The organism is Photorhabdus namnaonensis (genome assembly GCF_001684335.1).
Taxonomy (GTDB): Bacteria; Pseudomonadota; Gammaproteobacteria; order Enterobacterales; family Enterobacteriaceae; genus Photorhabdus; species Photorhabdus namnaonensis.
On record NZ_LOIC01000061.1, the window covers coordinates 194,615 to 211,781 of the forward strand.

At 44.1% G+C, this 17,167-nt stretch carries 17 protein-coding genes; 13 read left to right on the forward strand and 4 right to left on the reverse strand.

What is annotated here, in order from left to right:
* Window positions 1-167 precede the first annotated feature (167 nt).
* Both tctD and Phpb_RS10780 read left to right on the forward strand, forming a co-directional pair.
* Entirely contained in the window at window positions 168-845 is a 678-nt protein-coding gene (tctD, locus tag Phpb_RS10775; RefSeq protein WP_065390331.1) for a transcriptional regulator TctD, read from the forward strand.
* A complete protein-coding gene (locus Phpb_RS10780) occupies window positions 832-2,253 on the forward strand; it encodes a sensor histidine kinase (RefSeq protein WP_065390332.1) in 1,422 nt (473 codons plus the stop codon). Before tctD ends, Phpb_RS10780 begins: the two co-directional genes overlap by 14 nt.
* On the opposite strand, the gene Phpb_RS10785 is transcribed toward Phpb_RS10780, so the two are convergent.
* Window positions 2,234-3,148: a DMT family transporter gene (locus Phpb_RS10785; RefSeq protein ID WP_065390333.1), complete on the reverse strand. Its 915-nt coding sequence runs from the start codon at window positions 3,146-3,148 to the stop codon at window positions 2,234-2,236. The genes Phpb_RS10780 and Phpb_RS10785 overlap by 20 nt on opposite strands.
* Window positions 3,149-3,250: 102 nt before the next feature.
* On the opposite strand from Phpb_RS10785, the gene Phpb_RS10790 reads away from it, so the two are divergent.
* From Phpb_RS10790 to Phpb_RS10840, 11 genes are all read left to right on the forward strand, one after another.
* The gene (locus Phpb_RS10790; RefSeq protein ID WP_065390334.1) at window positions 3,251-4,024 is read left to right on the forward strand and encodes a helix-turn-helix domain-containing protein; all 774 of its coding nucleotides are present in this window, start codon (window positions 3,251-3,253) and stop codon (window positions 4,022-4,024) included.
* Window positions 4,025-4,113: 89 nt separating this feature from the next.
* Window positions 4,114-5,241 carry a 4-phosphoerythronate dehydrogenase PdxB gene (gene pdxB / locus Phpb_RS10795; RefSeq protein ID WP_065390335.1) on the forward strand — a complete coding sequence of 376 codons (1,128 nt, stop codon included), beginning with the start codon at window positions 4,114-4,116 and terminating at the stop codon, window positions 5,239-5,241.
* A gap of 51 nt (window positions 5,242-5,292) precedes the next feature.
* Window positions 5,293-6,303 (forward strand): aspartate-semialdehyde dehydrogenase, encoded by a 1,011-nt coding sequence (locus Phpb_RS10800; protein ID WP_065390336.1) that lies wholly within the window; start codon window positions 5,293-5,295, stop codon window positions 6,301-6,303.
* A 41-nt stretch (window positions 6,304-6,344) separates the two neighbouring features.
* Window positions 6,345-7,139, forward strand: a complete 795-nt coding sequence (gene truA, locus Phpb_RS10805; RefSeq protein ID WP_205634765.1) for a tRNA pseudouridine(38-40) synthase TruA — start codon at window positions 6,345-6,347, stop codon at window positions 7,137-7,139.
* 47 nt (window positions 7,140-7,186) lie between these two features.
* Complete coding sequence (locus tag Phpb_RS10810; RefSeq protein ID WP_065390338.1) at window positions 7,187-7,876, forward strand: DedA family protein; 690 nt, start codon at window positions 7,187-7,189, stop codon at window positions 7,874-7,876.
* Between the two features lie 103 nt (window positions 7,877-7,979).
* Window positions 7,980-8,924 (forward strand): acetyl-CoA carboxylase, carboxyltransferase subunit beta, encoded by a 945-nt coding sequence (accD, locus tag Phpb_RS10815; protein ID WP_065390339.1) that lies wholly within the window; start codon window positions 7,980-7,982, stop codon window positions 8,922-8,924.
* Entirely contained in the window at window positions 8,917-10,215 is a 1,299-nt protein-coding gene (gene folC / locus Phpb_RS10820) for a bifunctional tetrahydrofolate synthase/dihydrofolate synthase (protein WP_065390340.1), read from the forward strand. The genes accD and folC overlap by 8 nt, the downstream gene beginning before the upstream one ends.
* Window positions 10,205-10,888: a cell division protein DedD gene (gene dedD, locus Phpb_RS10825; protein WP_065390341.1), complete on the forward strand. Its 684-nt coding sequence runs from the start codon at window positions 10,205-10,207 to the stop codon at window positions 10,886-10,888. The genes folC and dedD overlap by 11 nt, the downstream gene beginning before the upstream one ends.
* A 218-nt stretch (window positions 10,889-11,106) precedes the next feature.
* Window positions 11,107-11,613: a colicin V production protein gene (gene cvpA / locus Phpb_RS10830; protein ID WP_036778783.1), complete on the forward strand. Its 507-nt coding sequence runs from the start codon at window positions 11,107-11,109 to the stop codon at window positions 11,611-11,613.
* A gap of 14 nt (window positions 11,614-11,627) precedes the next feature.
* A complete protein-coding gene (gene purF, locus Phpb_RS10835; RefSeq protein WP_065390342.1) occupies window positions 11,628-13,145 on the forward strand; it encodes an amidophosphoribosyltransferase in 1,518 nt (505 codons plus the stop codon).
* A gap of 45 nt (window positions 13,146-13,190) precedes the next feature.
* Complete coding sequence (locus Phpb_RS10840) at window positions 13,191-13,775, forward strand: UbiX family flavin prenyltransferase (RefSeq protein WP_065390343.1); 585 nt, start codon at window positions 13,191-13,193, stop codon at window positions 13,773-13,775.
* Here Phpb_RS10840 and Phpb_RS10845 read toward each other — a convergent pair.
* The 3 genes from Phpb_RS10845 to Phpb_RS10855 form a co-directional block, all read right to left on the reverse strand.
* Window positions 13,756-14,670, reverse strand: a complete 915-nt coding sequence (locus Phpb_RS10845; protein WP_065390344.1) for a TIGR01777 family oxidoreductase — start codon at window positions 14,668-14,670, stop codon at window positions 13,756-13,758. The genes Phpb_RS10840 and Phpb_RS10845 overlap by 20 nt on opposite strands.
* 154 nt (window positions 14,671-14,824) lie before the next feature.
* Window positions 14,825-15,445: a GSH-dependent disulfide bond oxidoreductase gene (gene yfcG / locus Phpb_RS10850; RefSeq protein ID WP_040149674.1), complete on the reverse strand. Its 621-nt coding sequence runs from the start codon at window positions 15,443-15,445 to the stop codon at window positions 14,825-14,827.
* Between the two features lie 171 nt (window positions 15,446-15,616).
* On the reverse strand, window positions 15,617-17,146 hold the full coding sequence (locus tag Phpb_RS10855) for a hypothetical protein (protein WP_065390345.1): 1,530 nt from the start codon (window positions 17,144-17,146) through the stop codon (window positions 15,617-15,619).
* Window positions 17,147-17,167: the final 21 nt, after the last annotated feature.

The window sequence follows — 17,167 nt, forward strand, 5'->3', positions numbered from 1 at the left end:
ATTTGGTATGACAAAATATCCTGTTATTGATAGCGCGGTATTTTGTCATGAAAATGGAATTGAGTCAGTGTCTGACTATTTTTCAGGAAAATAGGTATGGTGATATAAACTGAAAATATAGTTATGTTTGTAATTATATTTATATGAATCGGTTAGATATTTAAAATATGCGCTTACTGTTAGTGGAAGACCACCCGGAATTATTGCACTGGTTGCAAAAAGCATTGAGTAGTGCGGGGTTTGCTGTAGATGTCGCGAATGATGGCATCATCGCTGATCAATTATTGCAGACAGAAAGCTATGCATTGTTGATTTTAGATGTTTCTTTGCCGAGGCTGGATGGCCTTTCATTGTTGATTCGTTTGCGTAAACGTGGGCAAAATTTGCCGGTATTATTATTAACGGCGAAGACTGATGTTTCTGAGCGAGTGAAAGGGCTTAATTCTGGTGCTGATGATTATCTGACGAAACCTTTTGATTTACAGGAATTGGAGGCACGTATCCGGGCATTACTTCGGCGTAGTGCAAATGTGTTACAGGAAACGCTGACATTCGGCTCCCTTGTTTATCAGGATGATGGTTACTTTGTCCTGAACGATGAGCCATTGGCTTTGACGCCACGGGAACTTTCGGTTTTGACAACATTGTTCCATCGTCGAGGGAGGCCAGTTTCTAAACAACAGCTATTTGAACAGGTATTTGCATTGTTAGATGAAGCAAACCCACAAAGTATTGAACTTTATGTACACCGGATTCGGAAAAAATTGTCAGGCAGTAATGTGGGGATCAGTACATTACGGGGGTTAGGTTATCGTCTGGAGCGCCAGAAAGATGAGATGGTTTAAAGTACCGAACTCTTTGTTTCACCAGTTACTCTTGTTTTTTGGCGTTCCGCTATTTTTGTTGGGTTGTTTATCGGTTTGCACTCTTTATTTCAGTGCTGAGAATGCGGCGACATTGGCTTATGACCGTACTTTATTGGCATCGGCTCGAACTGTGGCAGAACGGCTGGCTGTCCAGAATAATCAATTGATTGTCGATGTACCTTATGTTGTTCTGGATAGTTTTGAGCGAAATATGAATGATAGGTTGTTTTATCAGGTGTTATCTCCTGAAGGGAAAACCATTTCTGGTTATGATGATTTGCCTTTAATACCTAAAGATACGCTTCGCTCCAATTTATACACTGCTCTGGTTTATTTCTATGATGCTGAATATCACGGCCATCCTATTAGAGTTGCCGCTCTTTATCAGCCAATTAATGAAGGAGGGATGATGGGAATGGCGTTGATACTGGTCGCCGAAACAGTGGCTTCCCGACATTATCTTGCACAACAATTATTAATATCATCTTTGATGAGTCAAGGAACAGTGGTTGGTTTGACTCTGATTCTGGCTTACTTTCTGTTGAAACAGTTACTTAAACCATTGCATAAACTTTCTGGCGTCATGGTCCGTCGTCCCGCTAATGATCTCACCCCATTACCGGATATGTTGCCTTGGTCAGAGCTTTCCCCATTATTATATGCATTTAATCGTTATATAGAGCGACTGAAACTGATGGTGAGCCGACAGGAGAGGTTCAGCGCGGATGCTTCCCATCAACTCAGAACGCCATTAACGGTATTAAAAACTCAAGTAGCGGTAGCGCTTGCCAGCGAAGATCCCATGCAATGGAAAGAAAGTTTACAGGCCATTAATAGTACATTGGATAATACTATCTCTCTGACGGATCGTTTATTACAACTCTCTCGTTTGAAAGCGCATGAAAAGGAGGCCGTGAGGGATTATAAGCCAGTCAATTTGGTTGAATTGTTGCAACAGGCGTGTTTTTCTCGTTTGCAACAGGCTGAAAGTAAACATATTGATTTGGGTTATGAAGGAGAAAACGCGCAATGGATCAAGGGGGAACCTGTATTACTGACAGAGATGTGCGCTAACTTATTGGACAATGCGATTAAATATACGCCGGAAGGTGGCATTGTCACGGCTAGAGTGATTCTCAGCCCTTGTAAAGCATACTGTTATTTGGAAGTGGATGACAGTGGGCCGGGGATTGCTAAAGAGGAAGTCAATTTGTCTCTGATGGCTTTTAATCGTCTTGATAATGCCGCTGGTCATGATGGAGCAGGGCTGGGATTAGCTTTGGTCAAAGATATTAGTATTTATCATGGCGCTCATCTCCAATTATTGCCCAGTGAAATACTGGGCGGTTTATTGGTTAGAATTCCTTTTAGGCTTTCTGACGATTAATTTCCTGAGATTTTTCTGTCTTACGTCCAATAAGAGGAGTACGTAGTTGCTGTGCCAGCATAACGCCCAATAACGTTATACCTCCGCCAATTAGGTGGTAACTGTGCATCTCTTCATGCAGAACCAGAATAGCGATAGTTGCGGTAAATACCGGAGCCAGATTCATAAATATGGAAGCAGTATTAGCGCCAAGCTTTATAACACCTTGTATCCATAAGTAGGGAGCGAGAATTGAGGCCGGAATACCAGCGAATAGGACTAACGAAATATTGTTGGTGTTTAGTTGAACATCTTTTGCTAACAAAAAATTGGGCAGTAATAACAGGACGCCAAAAGCGATTTGCACATACAGAGATTGCCAGTTAGGTAATGGAATAGACCAACGTTTGGTTAATACGCCATAGAGTGCGTAGGAGATGGAAGCAATCAACATCATCAACTCTCCGCGACCTAAACCATGTTGTAGCAATAATATAGGATCACCGGCGCTAACCAACCAGACTAAACCAAACAGGGATAAAACAGTACCGAGAGCAATACCGACAGTGGGGATAACACGTAAAACAAATATACTGATGACGACAGTTAAAAGAGGAATAAGTGAATTAAGAATTCCCATAAATGTTGCGCTGACGCTGTGTGCCGCGTAATAAGCCAGGCTTTGATAAAGCGCCATACCAAGTGAGCTAAGTATTAAAAGTTTCCACCAGTGTTGGCAGATTGTTTTCCATTGGCGAATGACAGGTAATACAACAAAGGGGGTTAATGTGAGGAAAGCAAGGAACCAGCGGTAAAAAGAGATTGCAGCCGGATCAATAACGGTGGCAGAGGCTTTACTCACCACAGCATTAATTGACCAAATCAAGACTGCCAGAAGTGGAAAAATCATATTCATATAAGTGAATCGCATTGAGATAAAAATGAAGGTTCAGTCTAAAGATGTCTGGTTTATTATATATAACGATAATCAGACAATAGATAAGGCAATTAAGACAATATGACAGAAAAGCTGAATGAACCTGTAGATGTCATGGCTATTCCTGCGAGTATCTCTTTTCGTAACGAATTATTCAGTGCGAATACAGAATGTTTACGTCATGTCCATTCATTTGGGCAACTTATTTATGTCGTTTGTGGCGTAATGGCAATGAGTGTTGGGGAACAACATTTTTTGGCTCCACCACAATTTTGTGTCTGGATACCGGAAGGAATAGAACATTCGGGTTATAGCAAAAAGGCCATGCGATTTAGGGCAATAGATATCTCTCCTCGGTGGGGAAAATTATTACCAGAGCAACCTTGTATTATCCGGCTAAGTCCAATATTCAATATCATTATGGCTGATTGTTTTGAACGTGGCTTGAAGGTGCCGGAAACAGAGCAGGATTTGCGGTTAGCTCAGGTGCTGATTGATCAATTGGTCCAGTCTCCTGTGCAATATACCTATCTGCCTTCATCTAAAGATAAACTTTTGGCGCCGATATTACAGGAACTTGAACATAATCCTGCTGATAATAGATCATTAGCACAATGGGCAAAACGGTGTTATACCTCGGAACGTACGTTGTCACGGCGTTGCCGACAAGAATTGGGAATGTCATTTCGTGAGTGGCGGCAACGGTTACGGTTTTTGCATGCTATTTCCTTATTGGAACAAGGGAAAACAGTGAATGAAGTCGCTTTTGATGTGGGTTATAGCTCATCTTCTGCTTTTATTGCAGTGTTTCAGCAATTGGCGGGTACGACACCGGACCGTTTCAGGAAAAGTTAATAATAAAAGAAACCGTTATTATGGGTTTTGTTATGATTAAATGGCAGAATAGTTAGCTACGTCCGTTTTACGCCACAGGATGGAATTAAGTGAAGATTCTGGTTGATGAAAATATGCCTTATGCTGAACAACTATTTCAGCCATTGGGGGATGTGCAAGCTATTCCGGGGCGTCCGGTGCCGAAAGGTGTACTAGATAATGCGGACGCATTTATGGTTCGCTCGGTGACTAAGGTCAATGAGGAATTATTGAAAAGTAGCACAATAAAATTTATCGGCACGGCTACCGCAGGGACTGACCATGTGGATCAGTCGTGGTTATCGCAGGCAGGAATTGGGTTTTCAGCGGCGCCGGGATGTAATGCCATTGCTGTGGTTGAATACGTTTTCTCTGCATTAATGTTGCTGGCTGAACGTGATAGTTTTGAGCTTAAAGATAAAGTTGTCGGAATTATTGGTGTCGGTAATGTCGGCAGTAGACTGGCGGAACGGTTAGCTGTTCTTGGTGTGCGGACACTTTTATGTGATCCGCCAAGAGCTGCCAGAGGGGATGTTGGTGACTTTTGGCCGTTGGAGAAACTGGTTAAAGAGGCGGATATTCTGACATTCCACACGCCATTGAATACATCGGGTCCATATAAAACCCACCATTTAGTGGATGCTGAATTATTGTCAGCTTTGCCGGATAATTGCATATTGATTAACGCCAGCCGCGGCGAGGTTGTCAATAATCAAGCATTGCTTACCGAGTTAAAACGCGGCAAGAAACTCAGTGTTGTTCTGGATGTTTGGGAGCCGGAGCCTGATTTATCCCTGCCATTACTGAAATTAGTTGATATTGGTACACCGCATATCGCAGGTTATACCCTCGAAGGTAAAGCGCGTGGTACTACACAGGTATTTGAAGCTTACTGCGGATTCCTCGGTCACCCTCGCAAAGTGGCTTTATCTGATCTATTGCCGGAACCGGATTTCAGCCGGGTTACCCTGCATGGAAATGTGACTCAAAGCACACTGAAGCGGTTGATGCATTTAGTGTATGATGTGCGCCGCGATGATATGCCATTACGGCAAGCGGCCGGTCAAAAAGGGCAATTTGATTATCTGCGCAAGAACTATTTAGAACGCCGGGAATGGTCATCCCTGACTGTGTGTTGTGATAACAGAGAGAGTGCTGAATTGTTAGCCGCTCTTGGTTTCAGCACAGAACTGATTTAATTCGTGTAGAAATATATCTGCATGTCAGAAATATAGATGGAGAAAACCAACATGTCAGAAGGTTGGAATATTGCCCTGTTGGGTGCGACAGGGGCAGTAGGTGAAGCGATATTGGCGTTATTACAAGAGCGTCAGTTTCCCGTTGGTGAATTGTATCCTCTCGCCAGTGAGCGCAGTGCCGGTGAAAGCCTGCGTTTTAATGGTAAAAATTTTTTTGTTGGCGATGCCGCTGATTTTGACTGGTCACAGGTACAACTCGCTTTTTTCGTGGCTGGATTAGAAGCCACGGCACGATATGTTGAAAAAGCGACAGAAGAAGGTTGTCTGGTGATTGATAGCAGTGGGTTGTTTGCTATGGAACCGGATGTACCTTTAGTTGTTCCGGGTGTTAACCCTCATGCATTGGCGGATTATCGCAATCGTAATATTATCGCTTTGGCGGATAATATGACCAGTCAGGTACTGACAGCCATTAAACCGCTGGTGGATACTGCTGGAATTGCACGTTTGCATTTGACTAATCTGTTCTCTGTTTCCGTTCATGGCAAGGCGGCGGTTGATGAATTAGCCGGGCAGAGCGCTCGTTTACTTAACGGCATCCCACCGGAGCCAGGCCGTTTCAGTAAACAACTGGCATTTAATCTCTTGCCGTTGCCAACAGATGTTGAAGGTTCTGTGAGTGAAGAGCGTCGCCTTGTGGATCAAATACGCAAAGTTTTACAGGATGAGGGACTACCCATTTCAGTGAGTTGCGTTCAGTCTTCTGTTTTTTATGGTAATGCTCAGGTCGTTCATTTGGAAACCTTGCGTCCGGTCGGAGTGGAAGAAGCTCGAGAAGAATTAGAGCGGATGGTTGATATTAACGTTGCAGATGAAGGCGATTATCCGACGCCGGTGACAGAAGCATCAGGTAATGATGCGCTGAGTATTGGTTGTCTGCGCCATGATTATGGTATGCCGGAAGTATTACAATTCTGGTCTGTGGCCGACAACATCCGATTTGGTGGTGCATTAATGGCTGTTGAGATAGCGGAAAAACTGATTCAGGAGCAATTTTACTGATGTTCGGTACAGAACAAACGGAATCTGTGCCAGGTTCAAAAATGAAAATTGCATTGGGCATTGAGTACGATGGCAGCCGATATTATGGCTGGCAACGTCAGCAAGAAGTGAAAAGTGTTCAAGGATGCCTTGAGGAAGCATTATCAAAAGTCGCCGATGAATCTGTATCAGTATTTTGTGCTGGTCGGACCGATGCTGGAGTACATGCGACAGGGCAAGTTGTGCATTTTGAAACGGCTGTTCAGCGCAAGGATGCCGCATGGACAATGGGTGTGAACGTACACTTACCGCCGGATATTGCTGTTCGTTGGGTAAAAACCGTGGATGAGAGTTTCCATGCCCGTTTTAGTGCGACTGCCCGACGATACCGTTACATTATTTTTAATCATCGTTACCGTCCGGCAGTGCTGGCCAATGGCGTGACCCATTTTCACTATCCACTGGATGAAAAGCGGATGCATCAGGCAGCGCAATGTTTGTTAGGGGAAAATGATTTTACCTCTTTCCGTGCAGTGCAATGCCAATCTAAAACACCTTGGCGTAATGTAATGCACATTAATGTCAACCGTTATGGGCATTATGTTGTCATAGATATTAAAGCCAATGCTTTTGTACATCATATGGTGCGTAATATAGCCGGTAGCCTGATGGAAATTGGTTGTGGGAATCAGGATATTAACTGGATGGCCCAGTTGCTTGCTTTAAAAGACCGGACGAAAGCCGCTGCGACGGCAAAAGCGGCAGGGTTGTATTTGGTTGCGGTTGATTATCCGGCGCAATTTGATTTGCCTGGCGCTGCTATGGGACCTCTGTTTTTGGCAGATGATCTGATTTAACATTTGTTAGTTGCCGACACGGATGTTTTGGCATCGCGGGGAATATGATGGAATTTCTGACTCATTTTGTTGATTTTGCTAAATTTATTATTGATTTCATTCTCCATATTGACATTCATTTAGCCGAACTGGTCGCACGATATGGTCATTGGGTGTATGGCATTCTGTTTCTGATTTTATTTTGTGAAACAGGATTAGTGATTACGCCGTTTCTGCCGGGAGATTCGCTGTTATTTGTCGCCGGTGCTTTAGCGGCTTTGGACTCAAATGATCTGAATGTACATCTCATGGTGGTGTTGATGATTATTGCGGCTGTTATTGGCGATGCTGTGAACTATGCTATTGGTCGCATTTTTGGCGAAAGATTATTTATTAATCCAAATTCAAAAATTTTCCGTCGCAGTTATTTAGATAAAACACATGAGTTTTATGAAAAACATGGTGGGAAGGCAATTATTTTGGCGAGATTTGTACCGATTATCAGAACATTCGCACCATTTGTTGCAGGTATGGGGAAAATGTCTTATCGTCGTTTTGCTGCTTATAACGTGATTGGCGCACTAGTTTGGGTACTGTTATTCACCTATTCTGGTTATATATTCGGTGATATGCCAATGGTACAACAGAATTTGAAACTGTTGATTGTCGCTATCATCTTTATCTCAATCCTGCCCGGAGTGATTGAAATTTGGCGTCATCGTCGTGCGGTGATGAAGCAGAATAGTGATAACCGGTAACAGGTTTGAGCAGTTTTTTATCCACACTGTAATAGCATTGTGGTTTAATGGCACACAAATAACAAAACTGGCATAAGCCAGATTCAGACGGAAAGATCATTCAATGAGCTGGATTGAAAAAATTCTTAATAAAAGCAACATTACCCAAACTCGTAAAGCGAATATTCCAGAAGGGGTTTGGACTAAATGTGATAGTTGCAGTCAGGTGCTCTACCGTGCTGAGCTAGAGCGCAATCTTGAGGTTTGCCCTAAATGTGATCATCACATGCGTATTTCGGCGCGTACCCGATTGGCGACATTTCTTGATGAAGGAGCAACGACGGAATTAGGAGGGGAATTAGAGCCAAAAGATATTCTTAAATTCCGCGATTCCAAAAAGTATAAAGATCGTATATCAGCGGCGCAGAAACAAACCCAAGAGAAAGATGCCCTGATCGTGATGAAAGGCACTCTGAGTGGTATGCCAGTTGTTGTTGCTGCTTTTGAATTTGCATTTATGGGCGGTTCTATGGCTTCGGTTGTTGGAGCCCGTTTTGTCCGTGCCATAGAACAAGCGTTGGCAGACAATTGTCCTCTGATTTGTTTTTCTGCCAGTGGCGGCGCTCGTATGCAAGAGGCATTGATGTCATTGATGCAGATGGCGAAAACCAGTGCCGCTTTAGCAAAAATGCAAGAACGTGGTTTGCCTTATATCTCTGTCATGACCGATCCGACAATGGGCGGTGTTTCGGCAAGTCTGGCGATGTTAGGTGATATCAATATTGCTGAACCAAAGGCATTGATTGGTTTTGCCGGGCCAAGAGTTATTGAGCAGACTGTCCGTGAAAAATTACCGTCCGGTTTCCAGCGTAGTGAGTTTTTGCTGGAAAAGGGAGCGATTGACATGATTGTTCGTCGTCCTGAAATGCGTGACACACTTGCCAGTTTACTTTCTAAACTCACTCATCAGTCGCAGCCAGGTACTAAGCCAATTGTTGCTGAATTTGTGGCAGAACCCGCTGATGTCGAGGCGGATATTCAAATAAACACCAATAAAGAAGATGTCTGACACTTTACAAATTCCTCGAGCCACGTCGCCATTGATGACGTGGCTTTCCTATCTTGGGAACCTGCACACTAAGGCCATTGATATGGGGCTTGAGCGTGTGGGGAAGCTTGCCCAAACGTTAGAATTGGTTAATCCTGCGCCTAAGGTGATCACTGTATCCGGGACTAATGGCAAAGGAACCACCTGTTGCACGATAGAATCTATTTTGTTGGCGTCCGGGCTGAGAGTGGGTGTTTACAGCTCTCCGCATCTTGTACGTTATACCGAAAGAGTGCGTATTCAGGGGAAAGAGTTACCTGAACAGGAATTCTGTCGTGTATTTGCGGATATTGAATCTCGTCGCGGCGATATTTCACTCACTTATTTTGAATATGGCACATTGGCGGCTTTGCAACTGTTTAAACAAGCTTGTCTGGATGTGGTCATCTTAGAAGTAGGCTTAGGTGGGCGGTTGGATGCGACAAATATTGTAGATGCCGATATTGCCGCTATTACCAGCATTGCACTTGATCATATTGATTGGTTGGGGTCGGACCGCGAGCATATTGGTCGTGAGAAGGCGGGGATTTTCCGTAAAGATCATTTTGCCGTAGTGGGTGAGCCGGATATGCCATCTTCTGTGGCGGAAGTTGCGGACGAATTAGGCGCCAAGTTGTTCCGTTGCGGCGTTGATTGGCGTTTCTCTCAACAGGATAAAAACTGGCTCTGGCAGTCTGATGATAGGCTATTTAGCAATCTACCTTTGCCAAATGTTCCTCTGATGAATGCCGCGACGGCAATGGGAGTTATTTGTTGCCTGTTACGACAAGATGATAAAGTCAGCCGGGCTATTAATGAGAGCGCCATCCATCAAGGGCTGCAAAATGCACAGTTGCCGGGACGTTTCCAGATAGTTCGTGAAAATCCATTGTTGATCTTGGACGTGGCGCATAATCCCCATGCGGCGGCTTATCTGGTACAGAAACTGGCCCAATTACCTCGCCAACCGGGTAGCAGAATCCTGGGTGTCGTGGGTATGTTAGGTGATAAAGATATTGCCGGTACACTGACTTGCCTGTCACAGCAAATAAATGAGTGGTATTGCGCTCCGTTGACTGAATTGCGTGGTGCGGACGCACAGACATTGGCGCAGTATCTTGAACAGCCACGGCTATTTACTGATGTGGAAAGTGCCTGGCATCAGGCGATGGTTGATGCTGATGAGCAAGATATTGTTGTCGTTTGTGGTTCATTCCACACGGTAGCGCATGTCATGGAGGCTCTGGACAGGGAGAAGGGAAGTGGCAAGTAGATTTCAGAATCGTTTGGTTGGAACAATTGTCTTGGTAGCATTGGGTGTTATTGTGCTGCCTGCGTTATTAGACGGCAACAAGAAATATAACGAAGATAAATTTGCATCAATTCCCTTGGTTCCAAAGCCTGGGGATGAGCAAGAAATTGAATCTATACCTCCTCTTAATCCACCAATATTATCAGTGCCTCTGGAAGATGAGACAGAGGCATTGCAACCAGAAACATTGGAGCAGCCGGAAATACCATTGGTTACTACTCCTAATCCCACGCTGATAGTCCCTCCTGTTGCTCAGCCAGAAGTGAAGCTTCAACCACAGATTAAGCTTGAACCAAAACCAGAGACTAAGCCGCTCGCTCCGGCGCTTAAACCTAAACCAGACATCAAGCCAGAGCAGAAACCTGAAGTTAAACCGGTTGAAACCGCCCCGCAAGGGCAGGCTTATATCGTACAACTGGGTGCTTTAAAAAATGCCGGAAAGGTAGATGAAATCGTTGCCAGATTACGTTTGTCCGGTTATCAGGTTTATACGGTTCCTTCATCTCCGGTTCAGGGGCAATTAACCAGAATATATGTTGGTCCGAATGCCTCTAAGCAACAACTTGACTCGGCATTATCAGAATTGAAAAGTTTGACTGGATTACAAGGGCAAGTAAGGAGTTATCGGCCATAATAGTTACCGATTGTAATAAAAAGTGGGCGATGCCTATGTGACGAATAGGACAACGATCATGAAGAAGTAAATCTTAAGTGATTGCGGTGATGGTGATTACTCAAATTCGCCGTCCAATTATTTTCAGCGGGATAGGAAATCTTGCTACGCAAACGTTTTCGTTTTCTGTTAGAATGCACTTGAAACGGATGCCGAGGTGTCTATTTTGGAATTAAAACATGGTTTGGATTGATTACGTTATTATCGCCATTATTGGCTTCTCGGCATTAGTTAGCCTGATTCGTGGGTTTATTCGTGAGGCGTTATCGCTGGTTACTTGGGGATGTGCTTTCTTTGTGGCAAGCCATTTTTATACTTACTTAGCGGTCTATTTCACCCGTTTTGAAGATGAATTGGTGCGTAATGGGATCGCTATTGCGTTGCTGTTTATTGCTACTTTGATTGTCGGTTCCGTGGTGAACTATGTGATAGGTTCTCTTGTGCAACGGACTGGATTGTCAGGTACTGATCGAGTATTGGGGGTCTGCTTTGGGGCATTGCGTGGTGTACTGATTGTCGCGGCTATTCTGTTTTTTCTGGATACATTTACACCACTGGCTCGAAGTGAAGATTGGAAACAGTCACAATTGATCCCACAGTTCAGTCATATCATTAGGTGGTTCTTTGACTACCTGCAAAATGCGTCAAGTTTCTTGCCGGAGAAATATACCTCTCCGTTTGGCTGATGAGGAAAAACTACATGTGCGGTATTGTTGGTATCGTCGGTTTTACACCGGTTAACCAGTCGATTTATGATGCGTTGACGGTGCTTCAGCACCGTGGGCAAGATGCTGCGGGCATTGCCACTATTGATGGTAACAATGGGTTTCGTTTACGCAAGGCCAATGGCTTAGTGAGAGACGTGTTTGAAGCCCGGCATATGCTGCGTTTACAGGGAACGATCGGGATTGGTCATGTTCGCTATCCGACAGCGGGCAGTTCCAGTGCATCGGAGGCTCAACCGTTTTATGTGAACTCTCCATTTGGTATTACATTGACACACAATGGTAATTTGACGAATGCTCATGAGTTGAAGAAAAAACTGTTTGAGGATGCCCGTCGCCATGTGAATACCACGTCAGATTCTGAGATTTTGCTCAATGTTTTTGCTAGTGAACTAGATTGCTTCCAGCATTATCCATTGGAGCCTGACAATATTTTTGCGGCAGTAGCGGCAATGCATAAACAGGTGAGTGGTGCTTATGCCTGCATTGCGATGATTATTGGTCATGGATTAGTGGCTTTCCGTGATCCGCATGGTATTCGTCCGTTGGTTTTAGGTAAGCGTACCTTGGATGATGGCCGTAATGAATATATGGTCGCTTCTGAAAGCGTTGCATTGGATACGCTAGGCTTTGAATTCCTACGGGATGTCGCATCAGGTGAAGCAATTTATATTACTGAACAAGGTCAGCTATTTAGTCGTCAATGTGCTGAAAATCCTTCTCTGACCCCCTGCTTATTTGAATTTGTCTATTTAGCTCGCCCAGATTCTTTTATTGATAAAATTTCGGTTTATAACGCTCGCATACGGATGGGGCATAAACTGGGGGCCAAAATCGCCCGTGAATGGGAAGATTTGCATATTGATGTGGTGATTCCAATCCCCGAAACATCTTGCGATGTCGCGCTAGAAATTGCCCGCATACTCGGAAAACCTTATCGTCAGGGATTTGTGAAAAATCGCTATGTTGGCCGGACATTTATCATGCCTGGGCAACAGGAACGCCGGAAATCAGTCCGCCGTAAACTGAATGCTAATCGCGCGGAATTCCGTGATAAAAATGTGCTATTGGTGGACGACTCTATCGTACGTGGTACAACGTCAGAACAGATTGTTGATATGGCGCGTGAAGCGGGCGCGAAGAGAGTTTATCTTGCTTCGGCAGCACCAGAAGTGCGTTTCCCGAATGTTTATGGCATTGATATGCCCAATGCAAATGAACTGATTGCTCACGGGCGTGAAGTGGATGAAATTCGTCAACTTATTGGTGCAGATGCATTGATATTTCAGGATTTAACCGATCTGATCGACGCTGTTCGTGAAGAAAACCCGGATATTGATGGGTTTGAGTGTTCAGTATTCAATGGTGTTTATGTTACCAAAGACGTCGACCAGACTTATCTCTATTATCTGGAGAATCTGCGTAAAGATGATGAAGTAAAGCTGAATAATCAGAATGAAATCGAAAACTTGGATATCTATAATGAAGGTTGATGGCCCTCGGGTTTAAATAGCTGTTCAGTGTTTGATGAGGAAAAAATGAAAAGATTGATAGTAGGGCTTACAGGAGCAAGCGGGGCTATTTATGGCGTAAGGCTACTGCAAGTTTTACAACCAGTTGAAGGAATAGAGACACATCTGGTTATCAGTCGTTCCGCCCGCCAGACACTGGCGCTTGAAACAAATTATAGTTTACGAGATGTGCAGGCGCTGGCTGATGTTGTGTATGACAGCAGAGATATTGCCGCTGCCATCTCTTCAGGTTCATTCAAAACTTCGGGCATGGTCATTCTGCCATGCTCAATAAAAACCCTTTCAGGTATTGTTCACAGCTATACTGATGGATTAGTGACCAGAGCGGCAGATGTTGTATTAAAAGAAAGTCGTAAGTTAGTGCTTGGGGTGAGAGAAACGCCGTTGCATTTGGGGCATCTCAGGCTGATGACTCAAGCGGCGGAAATTGGCGCGGTGATTATGCCGCCTGTGCCTGCATTTTATCATCAGCCTCAACAGATTCAGGATATTATTGACCAGACAGTTAACCGAGTGCTTGATCAGTTTGATATTGAGCTGCCTCATGATCTATTTACCCGCTGGCAAGGGGCTAAAAGCGTTGAGATTTAGCATTTAGCAGGTCTTCAAATGCCTCTTTTAGCTGAAAATAGCGGAAGCCAAAACCCGCTTGTTCCAAGTTATGCGGTATGGCCTGTTGCCCGCCTAGTACCAGCGCTGAAGCTTCTCCCATCAGTAATTTCAGCACAAAAGCAGGTGTTCGAATAATGGCAGGGCGGTGCAATACTTCTCCCAGTGTTGCGGCAAATTGATCATTATGTACTGGATAAGGGGCGGTCATATTAAAAGGACCGCTCAAATCAGGCGTCATTAACAGGTAATAGATGCCATTCACCATATCGTCAATATGAATCCAGGGCAGATACTGTTTCCCGCTCCCCATAGGGCCGCCAAGCCCAAGACGGAACAGGGGAAGCATTTTTTTCAGTGCTCCGCCGTTTTTTGCCAGTACAACACCAGTACGTAAAAGACACACCCGGGTTTTATCACTGGCTGCCTGTAATGCAAGTTGTTCCCACTGCTTACATAGCTGATGAGTAAATTCATCATGAGGCGGCTCATGCTCTGTGACGACTGTTTGATTCTGATCCCCGTAATAGCCTACCGCAGAGCCGGAAATAAAGACTTCTGGTGGTGTCTGGCTGGCATTAATGAGCTTGCTGAGTTGCTCTGTCAATGTCCAGCGACTCTGGCACAGCTTCTCTTTTTGCGTTGAAGTCCATAGCTTGTTTGCTATGGGTTCGCCAGCAAGATTGATTACGGCATTAAAATCGTTGAGATCGGTTTTATCTTTCAGGCTGGTCCAGCATTCAGCTTGGTTGCTGAATAGAGAATAAACTTTTTGAGGTGAGCGGCTTAGAATAGTAATGGAATGGGATAAAGAAAGAAGTTGGCAAACCAGACGGCTACCAATCAAACCTGTTCCGCCAGTGATTAAAATACGCATAACCACTCCTATAATCTAAATTGTTGATATAAGAACTGTTGTTGATATAAAAACTATAGCATATAGCAGAGATATAAGGGCTGGTGGTTAAAGATATCGCTATCTGTCAGTCGGATCAAGTTTTGCGGGGAAATAGTTACCCCGCAGACAAGTATTAGGCTTTGCTATAGGCAATTTGAGTGGCGGGGCGTTGGCTGATAGCATCAAACCATTTTTTCACTGCCGGATAATCGTTCAGATCAATATTCTGACGTTCATAGGCACGAACCCACGGATAAGTTGAGATATCAGCAATACTGTATTCCTGACCGCCCAGATAGGGTGTTTTTTCCAATTGAGTATTTAGGACTTGATACAAGCGCTTTGTCTCTTCCTGATAACGATTAATCGCGTAAGGGACTTTCTCCGGCGCGAAGTGACTAAAATGGTGATTTTGTCCTAGCATTGGGCCAAAGCCCCCGACCTGCCAAAACAGCCATTGTAGGCTTTGAATACGCTCACGCATATCTTTGCTGAGTAACTTACCCGTTTTCTCTGCCAGATAAGTAAGAATGGCGCCAGATTCGAAAATGGCGATAGGTTTACCCCCATCGACTGGTTGCTGATCAACGATGGCGGGAATCTTATTATTAGGCGAAATGGCAAGAAATTCAGGTTTGAATTGATCTCCGGCGCCAATATCAATTCGGTGAATATGATAGGGAAGACCCGCTTCTTCCAGGAAGAGGGTGATTTTATGGCCGTTTGGCGTTGGAGCATAATACAGATCGATCATGGAACCTCCAGTGGAACACGTAATTGGGTCACACATTACCATTAATTTGTGCAGTGTGTAAGGTATGTTGATATCCTTCCTAGCCTAAGACCAACGTGATCTTCCTGAGCAGTACGACAGGAAGATCATGAATAAAGAAATGATCAGTTTTTCTTCTGGAGAAAAGCGTACTTATTTGGAGCTTGTTTTTATGCTGCCATCCGCGTTAACTGTTGCCCGACTTCCGCCGTACAGATCTTTCCTGAAAGTAGAGTAATCTGTGTGGACATCATCACGGCCTTCTAATTCCGCCAATATTTCCTGGCTGGATACGCTAAACCCTTTGGCATGGATAGGAGAAGAAAAGGGTTCGGTATAGAGATTCAATCCCCACTGAGGCGCTAAACCGTGGTTAGCCGCGCCTAAATTAACTTCAATCATAGAATGATGATTATCATCAACCAGATAACCGGTTGCCAGCCATCGAGTGAGCTCTTTCATTTCCCGATCCCCACGTTGAATGGATTGCTCTGGTGATTCGCCGTTAGTAGGCGTACCTAAAGCAAGATCATTTTTCAGACCGGCGCCCAACAACCTGGCCGCAGTAATAAAACGATCCGTAGTACCCGAAGGCGCAGCGACAGTTGGCAAATTGTGTAAAGCGGCATCCTGAGAAAAGCCTGTATTTTCTTTCACATTCCAGACAGAAAAGCCGTTACCACGTTGTACGATAATGTTGTCCTTAGCTAACTCTTGATGTGCTTTGATAGGTTCTGACCGACCAAATTGATAGTCAGTTCTGTCCAACCGGTTGCGAGGATTTAAACTGGCAAATGCCGATTCCCGGCTGGTCAGACGATTATTGGCTTCAAGTGAAGCGGCGGTTGACCAGACACTATCCTTATCAGGCGCTGCTGTTCTGAAATCATTTTGGACTTTTGTAAGACTATTGCCGGCCAGAGCCGGGTTACTAATAACTTCTTGCCCATTTACCTGTTTAGTCACCTGATATAATTCAGGATTTTCAGAGGCATTAAGTTTATTTTCATTTTTAAAAGTGTAGAGATTCAATTGATCTGGTAAAGGCTTTTCCTTAGTGGAACCGCGAGCAGGTGCAAAATTTTTACTTTCCAAGTAACCAATATCAATTATATCCTTGAATTCTGATTTCAAGTCAGGTGATGAATAAATTTTCTCCAGAGTATCGCGGAAATAAGCTGAGTTGGTGAGATCATAATAAGCTGTGGCTTTCTCTCTCAATGTTAGCGGTTCTGTATTTGCCCTATCAGGTCTTACACCATTCTGCCGTGCTTCACTAATGATTCGAGTAAATCCACCTGCGCCAAGTTGACCGACAATACTAAAACCGGGCTTATCTCCGGTATAGGCATTAAGCATTTTAGTGATTGCGGTTAACTCATTTCCCTCCGCGCGAACAAAAAGTTTTACCAAGTTGGACAAGAGAGAATCAACTGTTTTATGGGCGGCAGTGCTTTCGCTGGCTAAACGAGAAATATTAGCTTCAATTTGTTTATTGGTTACGACGGATTTTTCATTCCAACGTGTGATAACCGAGGTTGGTGCTGTCAGTGGACTATCAATGGTATTATTTAATAATGGCTCGCAACAATGGCTAGTTTTATCCGTTGCAGTTGGTTGATGCAATTCAGTTTGATGAATATAGATTCTGGTGTTAGCTCTCTGTATTGAAAAATCCGGCATATTTTTTCTCCATTATTTTAT